Annotated in this window: 9 protein-coding genes; 8 read left to right on the top strand and 1 reads right to left on the bottom strand. The window is 69.8% G+C overall.

Annotated elements, in window-relative coordinates; genetic code table 11:
• On the bottom strand, nucleotides 1–159 hold a 159-nt coding region (locus tag ACWEN3_RS32385), incomplete at its 3' end, for an SCO2400 family protein (RefSeq protein ID WP_452978041.1).
• 202 nt (nucleotides 160–361) lie between these two features.
• Between ACWEN3_RS32385 and ACWEN3_RS32380 the strand changes: the two genes are divergently transcribed.
• From ACWEN3_RS32380 to ACWEN3_RS32345, 8 genes are all read left to right on the top strand, one after another.
• Nucleotides 362–1,519: a mandelate racemase/muconate lactonizing enzyme family protein gene (locus tag ACWEN3_RS32380; protein ID WP_452978038.1), complete on the top strand. Its 1,158-nt coding sequence runs from the start codon at nucleotides 362–364 to the stop codon at nucleotides 1,517–1,519.
• Entirely contained in the window at nucleotides 1,516–2,520 is a 1,005-nt protein-coding gene (locus ACWEN3_RS32375) for a zinc-dependent alcohol dehydrogenase (protein WP_452978035.1), read from the top strand. The genes ACWEN3_RS32380 and ACWEN3_RS32375 overlap by 4 nt, the downstream gene beginning before the upstream one ends.
• 122 nt (nucleotides 2,521–2,642) lie before the next feature.
• Entirely contained in the window at nucleotides 2,643–3,620 is a 978-nt protein-coding gene (locus tag ACWEN3_RS32370) for a hypothetical protein (RefSeq protein ID WP_452978032.1), read from the top strand.
• 147 nt (nucleotides 3,621–3,767) lie between these two features.
• Nucleotides 3,768–4,877 (top strand): multiple monosaccharide ABC transporter substrate-binding protein, encoded by a 1,110-nt coding sequence (chvE, locus tag ACWEN3_RS32365; RefSeq protein ID WP_452978029.1) that lies wholly within the window; start codon nucleotides 3,768–3,770, stop codon nucleotides 4,875–4,877.
• Between the two features lie 32 nt (nucleotides 4,878–4,909).
• Nucleotides 4,910–6,472 (top strand): multiple monosaccharide ABC transporter ATP-binding protein, encoded by a 1,563-nt coding sequence (mmsA, locus tag ACWEN3_RS32360; RefSeq protein ID WP_452978026.1) that lies wholly within the window; start codon nucleotides 4,910–4,912, stop codon nucleotides 6,470–6,472.
• A complete protein-coding gene (mmsB, locus tag ACWEN3_RS32355; RefSeq protein WP_452978023.1) occupies nucleotides 6,469–7,713 on the top strand; it encodes a multiple monosaccharide ABC transporter permease in 1,245 nt (414 codons plus the stop codon). Before mmsA ends, mmsB begins: the two co-directional genes overlap by 4 nt.
• An 88-nt stretch (nucleotides 7,714–7,801) precedes the next feature.
• Entirely contained in the window at nucleotides 7,802–8,956 is a 1,155-nt protein-coding gene (locus ACWEN3_RS32350; RefSeq protein WP_452978020.1) for an aldose epimerase family protein, read from the top strand.
• 120 nt (nucleotides 8,957–9,076) lie between these two features.
• Nucleotides 9,077–10,265, top strand: a 1,189-nt coding sequence (locus ACWEN3_RS32345) for a pyridoxal phosphate-dependent aminotransferase (protein ID WP_452978017.1), incomplete at its 3' end; no start/stop codon positions are given.

The raw sequence follows: 10,265 nt of genomic DNA, 5'->3' as shown, positions 1-10,265 counted from the left end.
GGGGAGGTACCCGCCGTACCCCGGCGTCTCCCCCGCGCCCGCGTACGCGGGCGCGGCCGGAACGCCCGCGGGGACGGCGACCCGGTCGGCCGGTGTTCCGCACCCAGGGCAGGCCAGGGCGCCGTTGAGGTGCCGTTGGCACGGGTGGCAGTAGTCCATGACGCGGGAAGACTAGAGTCCGCGCCGGTCACGTTCCTAGGCGGCGCTGTGAAGGTTTGGTGCGGGACCGAAAGAACTCTCGAATGGCTTGCCGAAACCGTTACCCGTTCGACCCATTGACACCCCGACCGCCCCATCCTTACTGTCACGCCAGCATTTCGAACGTGTGACGAAATCTCGAACAGACTGAGGGGCAACTGCCGTGCGCATCACCGGAATCAGCACACACGTGGTCGGCACGCCGTGGCGCAACCTGACCTACGTCCAGGTGCACACCGACGAGGGGATCACGGGAGTCGGCGAGACGCGGATGCTCGGTCACACCGACGCGCTGATCGGCTATCTGCGGGAGGCCGAGGCCAATCACATCCTCGGCTCGGACCCGTTCGCCATCGAGGACCTCGTGCGCCGGATGAAGTACGGCGACTACGGCCGCGCCGGCGAGATCGTCATGTCCGGCATCGCGGTGGTCGAGACGGCCTGCTGGGACATCAAGGGCAAGGCGCTCGGCGTCCCGGTGTGGCAGCTGCTCGGCGGCAAGGTGACGGACAGGGTCAAGGCGTACGCCAACGGGTGGTACACGACCGAGCGAACGCCCGAGGCGTACCACAAGGCCGCCCAGGGGGTCGTGGAGCGCGGGTACCGGGCGCTGAAGATCGACCCGTTCGGCACCGGGCACTTCGAACTCGACCACGGGCAGACCCTGTACGCCGTCTCGCTGATCGAGGCCGTGCGCGACGCCATCGGCCCGGACGCCGAGCTGATGCTGGAGATGCACGGCCGCTTCTCGCCCGCCACCGCCGTCCGGCTGGCCCGGGAGATGGCCCCCTTCGAGCCGGCCTGGCTGGAGGAGCCGGTGCCGCCGGAGAACCTCAAGGCGCTGAAGAAGGTCGCCGAGAAGGTGGACCTGCCGGTCGCCACCGGTGAGCGCATCCACGACCGGATCGAGTTCCGGGAGCTGTTCGAGAACCAGGCCGCGGACATCCTCCAGCCCGACGTCGGCCACATCGGCGGCATCTGGGAGACGCGCAAGCTCGCCGCGACCGCCGAGACCCACTACATGCTGGTGGCCCCGCACAACGTGGGCGGCCCGGTGCTCACCGCCGCCTCCCTCCAAGTCGGCTTCACCTCGCCGAACTTCAAGATCCTCGAGCACTTCAACGACTTCGCGGACGCGGAGATCAAGAAGGTCGTCAAGGGCGCCCCGCAGGTCGTGGACGGCTACTTCCACCTCTCCGACGCGCCCGGTCTGGGCGTCGAGCTGGACGTGGACGCGGCCGCCGAGTTCCCGCAGCAGCAGGCCCGGTTCGACCTGTGGGCCGAGGGCTGGGAGCAGCGCAGGCCGAAGGGGTCCGAGTGAGCGGCGCCGTCGTCGTCGAGGCCCCGGGCCGGCACCGGCTCGCGGACCACACGCCCCGCGGGCCCGGCCCGGGCGAGGCCCTGGTGACCGTGCACGCGGTCGGCGTCTGCGGCAGCGACCGCGAGGTGTACCAGGGCAACAGGCCCGAAGGGTACGTGCGTTACCCGCTGACGCCGGGGCACGAGTGGTCCGGGACCGTCTCCGAGGTGGGCCCCGGTGTCCCGGCCCCGCTCGTCGGCCGCAAGGTGGTCGGCGAGGGCTTCCGCAACTGCCAGGTGTGCGACCGCTGCCACGCGGGCGAGACCACGCTGTGCACGGCCGGGTACGAGGAGACCGGATTCACCCAGCCGGGCGCCATGGCCGCGACGCTCACCCTGCCGGCCCGGCTGCTGCACGTCCTGCCGGACGACGCCGACCTCACCGCCGCCGCCCTGCTGGAGCCGGCCGCCTGTGTCGCGGCCGCCGCGCTGAAGGCCCGCGCCCAGCCGGGCGAGCGGGTCGCGGTGGTCGGCACCGGCACGCTCGGGATGTTCGCCGTGCAGTTCCTGAGGGCCGTCTCGCCGGCGGAGCTGCTGGTGGTGGGCACGCGCGACGACCGGGAGGCGCTGTCCCGGCGGTTCGGGGCCACCGGCTTCCGCGTCAAGGACCAGCCGCTGCCTGACGACTTCGACGTCGTCATCGAGACCGCCGGGTCCGCGTCGGCCGCGCGCACCGCCGCCTCCCTGCTCCGGCGCGGCGGACGCCTGGTCCTGACGGGGATCCCGGCGCCGGGCGCGGACGGGCTCGACCCGACCGATCTCGTCGTACGCCAGCTCGAGGTGCACACGGTCTTCGGCGCGCCGCCGGACGCCTGGGCGCACACCGTGCGGGTGTTCGGCGCCGGGCTGCTCGACCCTCGGCCCCTGGTCACGCACGAGCTCTCGCTGACCGAGTTCGCGCGGGCCATCGAGCTGGTCGGGGCCGGCGACCCGAAGGTGGGCAAGGTGCTGCTGCTCCCCTAGCCGTACGCCGGTCAGGGCGTGACCTGACGGCGCCCTGACCGGCGTACCACCACGGCCTTTTTCTGCCCCGAGTTGCGAACCACGTTCGAAATCTCGAACCCTCTGTACGCAAAGGACAGCCAGTGACCGACGCTTCCGCCCCGGCGGCCCGCAGGCCCGGCGAGCAGGTGCTCGCCGCCCTCGGCCTGGGCGCGCCCGCCCTCGACCCCGCCGACGCCTCCGCCCACAGCTTCCCGGGCGGCGGCCGCTGGCGCACCGAGATCCCCTCGTGCGAGGGTCCCGAAGCGCTGGCGGTCGTCCTCAAGGAGGCCTCGCGCCTCGACGTGCCGATCCACCGGATCAGCCAGGGCAGCGGCGTGTGGATGCTCACCGACGCCGAGATCACCGAGATGGTCGAGGCCACCGCCGCACGCGACATCGAACTCTGCCTGTTCACCGGCCCGCGCGGCACCTGGGACATCGGCGGCTCGGTGCGCTCCGACTCGCGGGGGGCCGGACTGCGCGCCCGGGGCCACGACGCCGTCGCCGGCTGCGTCGAGGACGCCGTACGGGCCACCGAACTGGGCGTCGGATGCCTGCTGGTGGCCGACGAGGGCGTGCTGTGGACCCTGCACCGGGCCCGCGAGAACGGGATCATCCCGGCCGGCACCACGCTGAAGGTCTCGGCGCTGATCGGCCCGGTCAACCCGGCCTCGTACGCCGTGTACGAGCGGCTCGGCGCCGACTCGATCAACGTGCCCAGCGACCTGACGCTGGATCACCTCACCGAGATCCGCCGGGTGTCCGGCGCCCCCATGGACATGTACATCGAGGCCCCCGACGACCTCGGCGGCTATGTGCGGATGTACGAGGTCGCCGAGCTGATCCGGCGCGGCGCCCCGCTCTATCTGAAGTTCGGTCTGTCCAGGGCTCCCGGCATCTACCCGTGGGGCACCCATCTGCGGGACGTGACCCTGGACACCGCCCGGGAGCGGGTGCGGCGCGGCCGGCTCGCCCTGGACCTGCTCGCCCGGCACGGCGCGGACGGCGACATGGCGCCCCTCGGCTCCCGGCTGCCCGGCACCCTCGACCGCTTCCCCACCGAGCGCCGCGCGGGATGAGCCGTGGGGACCGCGGGCCGTTCGCGGCCGGTCGCTCACCCATCGCGGCGGAGCCGTGTGACGACCGCGGCCCCACGCCCCTCCCGGGCGCGCTTCACCGACCTCGCTCCAGACAGCTCACGACGAGAAGAACAGGGACCGATCACCATGCGCACTCGTAGCAGCGCACTCGCCGCCATGGCCGCGGCCGCCTCGCTCGCCCTCACCCTGACCGCCTGCGGCCAGAACAGCTCGGGCGGCAGCAAGGAGAAGACCGGCGACGTCAAGGGCGCCACCATCGGCATCGCGATGCCGACCAAGTCCTCCGAGCGCTGGATCGCCGACGGCAACAACGTCGTCAAGAACCTCCAGGCCAAGGGCTACAAGGCCAAGCTGGTCTACGGCGAGGACGACCCGGACACCCAGGTCTCGCAGATCGAGAACCTCATCACGCAGGGCGTGAAGGGCCTGATCATCGCGGCGATCGACAACAAGTCGCTGAACAACGTCCTTCAGGAGGCGGCCGACGCCCACATCCCGGTCATCGCCTACGACCGCCTCATCCTCGGCACCAAGAACGTCGACTACTACGCCTCGTTCGACAACGAGAAGGTCGGCGTGCTCCAGGGCACGTACATCGTGCACAAGCTGGGCCTGGACAGCGGCAAGAAGGGCCCGTTCAACATAGAGCTGTTCGCCGGGTCCAACGACGACAACAACACCAAGTACTTCTTCGGCGGCGCGATGAGCGTGCTCCAGCCGTACATCGACAAGAAGCAGCTGGTGGTCAGGTCCGGGCAGACCAAGCTCAACCAGGTCACCACCCTGCGCTGGGACGGCACCACCGCGCAGAAGCGCATGGAGGACGTCCTCACCTCCGCCTACAAGAGCGGCCGGGTCGACGCGGTGCTCTCGCCGTACGACGGCATCTCCATCGGCATCCTGTCAGCGCTGAAGTCCGACGGCTACGGCTCCAAGAGCAACCCGCTGCCGGTCGTCACCGGCCAGGACGCCGAGCTCGCCTCCGTGAAGTCGATCACCGCCGGTGAGCAGACGCAGACCGTCTACAAGGACACCCGGCAGCTCGCCAAGGTCGCCGCGACGATGGTCGACGACGCCCTGAAGGGCAAGAAGCCGCAGGTCAACGACACCAAGACCTACGACAACGGCTCCAAGGTCGTGCCCGCCTACCTGCTCCAGCCGGTCAGCGTCGACAAGTCGAACTACCAGCAGGTCCTGGTCGACGGCGGCTACTACACCGCCTCCGAGCTCAAGTAATCGCGGGCCCCTACGGATTGGAAGGCACGACCATGGCGGGACCCGTCCTGGAAATGCGCTCGATCGTCAAGACCTTTCCCGGTGTCAAGGCGCTGTCGGACGTCACCCTGACCGTCCGGCAGGGCGAGGTCCACGCCATCTGCGGGGAGAACGGCGCCGGCAAGTCCACCCTGATGAAGGTGCTCTCCGGCGTCCACCCGTACGGCGGTTACGAGGGGGACATCCTCTTCGAGGGCGACGTCTGCCGGTTCCGGGACATCCGGGCGAGCGAGCAGCGCGGCATCGTCATCATCCACCAGGAACTGGCCCTGGTGCCGCATCTGTCCATCGCGGAGAACCTCTTCCTCGGCAACGAGCACGCCCGGCGCGGGCTCATCGACTGGCGGGAGACCCTGCGCCACGCGACCGAGCTGCTGCGCCGGGTCGGTCTGCACGAGCACCCGGAGACCCGGGTCGCCGACATCGGCGTGGGCAAGCAGCAGCTCGTGGAGATCGCCAAGGCGCTGTCGAAGCAGGTGAAGCTGCTGATCCTGGACGAGCCGACGGCGGCCCTGAACGACGAGGACAGCGGCAAGCTCCTCGATCTCATCCTGGAGCTGAAGAACCAGGGCATCACCTCGATCATCATCTCCCACAAGCTGGGCGAGATCCGCAGGGTCGCCGACTCGGTGACAATCATCCGGGACGGCCGGTCCATCGAGACCCTCGACGTGAAGGCGCCGGAGACCACCGAGGAACGGATCATCTCCGGCATGGTCGGCCGCGACCTCGACCACCGCTTCCCCGAACGCACCCCGCACCGGCCGCAGGAGGGCGCGGCACCGGCCCTGGAGGTCCGGGGCTGGACCGTGTTCCACCCGATCGACCGGCAGCGCATGGTGGTCGACGACGTGTCGGTCCACGTCCGGCGCGGGGAGATCGTCGGCATCGCGGGCCTGATGGGCGCCGGCCGCACGGAACTCGCGATGAGCGTCTTCGGGCGCACGTACGGCCGTTACGCCGGCGGCACGGTCCTCAAGGACGGCACGGAGATCCGTACGAAGACGGTGGCGGAGGCGGTCGCCCACGGCATCGCCTACGTCACCGAGGACCGCAAGCACTACGGCCTGAACCTGATCGACACCGTCAACCGCAACATCTCGCTGACCGCGCTGGGCAAGGTCGCCAGGCGCGGTGTGGTGGACGAGCACGAGGAACGGAAGGTCGCCGAGGGCTACCGCACGTCCATGAACATCAAGGCCCCGACGGTCTTCGAGCCGGTGGGCAAGCTGTCCGGCGGCAACCAGCAGAAGGTCGTCCTCAGCAAGTGGATCTTCGCCGGGCCCGACGTGCTGATCCTGGACGAGCCGACCCGCGGTATCGACGTGGGCGCCAAGTACGAGATCTACACGGTGATCGACCAGCTCGCCGCCCAGGGCAAGGCGGTCGTCTTCATCTCCTCCGAGCTGCCCGAACTGCTCGGCATGTGCGACCGCATCTACACGATGGCCGCCGGGCGGCTGACCGGTGAGGTGCCGCGGGCCGAGGCGACGCAGGAAGTGCTGATGCGCCATATGACGAAAGACAAGGCGAAGGACGAAGAGGTAACGCGATGAGCACGGATGTGACCGCCAAGAGCCCGGCCCCCGCGCCGCCGGGCAGGAGCGGAGGGGCGGCCGGCTCGGGTCTGCTCGGCCTGATGCTGGACGGCCTGCGCCGCAACATGCGCCAGTACGGCATGCTGATCGCGCTGGGGCTGATCGTGGTCCTCTTCGCGGTCTGGACCGACGGGGACCTGCTGCTGCCGCGCAACGTCTCCAACCTGGTGCTGCAGAACAGCTACATCCTGATCCTCGCGATCGGCATGATGCTGGTCATCATCGCCGGGCACATCGATCTGTCGGTGGGCTCGCTCACCGCGTTCGTCGGCGCCTTCGCGGCCGTCCTGACCGTGCAGCACGGGGTGTCCTGGCCGATCGCGCTGGTGCTGTGCCTGCTGGTCGGCGCGGTCGCGGGCTCGATACAGGGCTTCCTGATCGCCTATCTCGGCATACCGTCGTTCATCGTCACCCTCGCCGGGATGCTGCTCTTCCGCGGCCTGACGGAGATCCTCCTCAAGGGCCAGACCCTCGGCCCGTTCCCGGACGGCCTGCAGAAGATCGGCAACGGCTTCCTGCCCGAGGTCGGCCCGAACACCAACTACCACAACCTCACCCTGCTGCTGGGCCTGGTCCTGATCGCGGCCGTGGTGCGGCAGGAGTTCCGGGACCGCCGCCGCCAGCAGGAGTTCTCCCTGGACGTCGTGCCGACCCGGCTGTTCCTGCTGAAGCTGACCGCCCTGGTCGCCGCGATCCTGGTGCTGACCATGCTGCTCGCCAGCTACAAGGGCGCCCCGATCGTCCTGATCATCCTCGGCGTGCTGGTCGTCGGCTACGGCTACGTCATGCGCAACGCCGTCTTCGGCCGCCACATCTACGCGATCGGCGGCAACCTGCCGGCGGCCAAGCTCTCCGGCGTGAAGGACAAGAAGGTCACCTTCCACGTCTTCCTGAACATGGGCGTGCTCGCGGCCCTGGCCGGTCTGGTGGTCGCCGCCCGGCTGAACGCGGCCTCGCCGAAGGCGGGCGTCAACTTCGAACTCGAGGCCATCGCCTCGTCGTTCATCGGTGGCGCGTCCATGAGCGGCGGTGTCGGCACCGTCCTCGGCGCCATCATCGGCGGTCTCGTCCTCGGCGTGCTGAACAACGGCATGAACCTCCTCAGCGTCGGCACCGACTGGCAGCAGGTCATCAAGGGTCTCGCCCTGCTGGTGGCGGTCGGGTTCGACGTGTGGAACAAGCGCAAGTCCGGTTCGTAGGCGAAGGCTCCGCCGGGAAGGCCCCGCGCCCCCCACGGGGCGCGAAACCCAGCGGGTGCCTGTCCACCCACCTCAAGGGAGTCGCTCCATGGAACTGAACAGACGCACGGTCATCGCAGGCGCGGCGGCCGCGGGCCTCGCCGCGACGGCCCTCGGCGCCGGAACGGCACAGGCGGCCGCCTCGGGCAGGAAGCCGGTGAAGGAGCTCTTCGGCACGCTCGCCGACGGCACGAAGGTCCACCGCTGGTCGCTGGAGAACGGCGGCACCCGGCTGAAGGTCCTCTCCTACGGCGGCATCGTCCAGTCCCTGGAGATCCCGGACCGGCACGGCCGGTACGCCAACGTCTCGCTCGGCTACGACAATCTCGCCGCGTACGTCGCCGGGACCACCTACTTCGGCGCCACCATCGGCCGCTACGGCAACCGCATCGCCAGGGGCCGGTTCACCCTGGACGGCAAGGCGTACCAGCTGTCCGTCAACGACGGCGTCAACAGCCTGCACGGCGGCGCCAAGGGCTTCAACACCAAGGTGTGGGACGTCGAGCCGTTCAGCGCGGGCCCGGACGTGGGCCTGCGCCTGTACTACACCAGCGCCGACGGCGAGATGGGCTACCCCGGCACGCTGCGGACGAAGGTCACCTTCACGCTGACCCGGCACGGCGACTGGCGGATCGACTACGAGGCCACCACCGACAGGCCGACGGTCGTCAACCTCACCAACCACACCTACTACAACCTGGCGGGCGAGGGCAGCGGCAGCGTCTACGACCACGAACTCTGGCTGGCCGCGGGCCGGTACACCCCGACCGACGCGGGCCTGATCCCCACCGGGGAGCTGGCGAGGACCGCGGGCACCCCGTTCGACTTCACCCGCCGCAAGCCGATCGGCCGGGACATCCGAGTCGGCCGTCCGCAGCTGGTCACCGCCAAGGGCTACGACCACAACTTCGTGCTCGACAAGGGGGTGACCGGCCGGCCGGAGCACGTGGCGACCCTGCGCGACCCCGGCTCCGGCCGCACCCTGAAGATCCTCACCGATCAGCCGGGGGTGCAGTTCTACTCGGGCAACTTCCTCGACGGCACCCTCGTCGGCCCGTCCGGGCACACCTACCGGCAGGGCGACGGGCTGGCGCTGGAGACCCAGCACTTCCCGGACTCGCCGAACGAGCCGTCGTTCCCCTCCACCGTGCTCCGGCCAGGTGAGACGTACCGTACGACGACGATCCACTCGTTCGGTGCGTGAGGTGGCGGCGCCGGCGTGAAGTGGCTCACGTGAACCATGAGTTGAACGCCACCCCGCGCGCCTCCGTATCCAAGGGTGGCCCGTGCTCCCCCGCGCGGGCCACCCCGAACGGAGGTCCCCTTGGCCGGCAACGTCACCTCGTTGTTCCGCGGCACCGCCGCGCACAGCCCCTCGATGGCTGCGCTGACGCGGGAGGGCGGCGACGGGACCGGGCCGGTGGACTTCTGCATTCCGTGCAACCCGTACTTCCCGACCCCGGCCATGTTCGACGTGCTGGCGGCCCGGCTGCGCGAGATCGTCACGTACTACCCCAGTGACGCCGACGCGATCACGGCGGAACTCTGCGAACTCCTCAGGCTTCCGCAGAGTTGCGTGGCGATGGGCAACGGCTCCACGGAACTGATCACCTGGATCGACCATCTGCTGGTCCGCGAGTCCCTGGCGATCCCCGTCCCGACCTTCGGCCGCTGGACGGACCAGCCGATGGAGACGGGCAAGCGGGTCGACATGTTCCCGCTCCAGGAGGCGAACGGGTTCGCCCTGGACCTCGCCCAGTACGCCGAGTTCATCCGGGCGCGGCGGACCCGGGTGGCCGTGATCTGCAACCCGAACAACCCCGACGGCGGCTATGTGCGCAAGCAGTCGGTGGTGCAGTTCATGGACGCGATGGCGGACCTGGACCTGGTGGTCGTGGACGAGTCGTTCCTGGAGTTCGCCGACGCGGAGACCGAGCCGAGCGTGGTGCAGGAGGCCATGCTCCGCCCGAACGTCGTCGTCCTGCGCAGCCTCGGCAAGAACTTCGGCCTGCACGGCATCCGCTTCGGTTATCTGGTGGCGAACCCGGCCCTGGCCGGCCGCGTCCGCTCCATGCTGCCCAAATGGAACCTCAACTCCTTCGCCGAGCACGTGGTGTTCATGCTCAAGGAGCACGGCGCGGAGTACACGCAGAGCCTGACGCAGATCCGCCGCGACCGCCTGGAGATGGCCAGCCAGCTCTCCGCGCTCCCCGGCCTCACGGTCTACCCCTCCCAGGGCAACTTCCTGTTCGTGCGGCTTCCCGTCGGTGCCGAGGGCACCGTGGTCCGGGACCGGATGCTCACCGAGCACCGGATCCTGGTCCGCGAGTGCGGCAACAAGATCGGGTCGTCGAGCCGCTTCCTGAGACTCGTGGTGCGCCCCCAGGTCGACGTGCGTCGCCTGGTGTCCGGCCTGGAGCAGGTGCTCTACGGGTCCAGGAGGGGAGCCGCCGTACCCGAGCTGGGCACCGGGGCCACCTACAGCTCGGGGAGCGCGCCGGTGGACCGGCGGC

The sequence above is a fragment of the Streptomyces sp. NPDC004561 genome (assembly GCF_053602155.1).
Note: the sequence above shows the minus strand (reverse complement) of the source record. Positions and strands in the feature narration are given on the sequence as shown.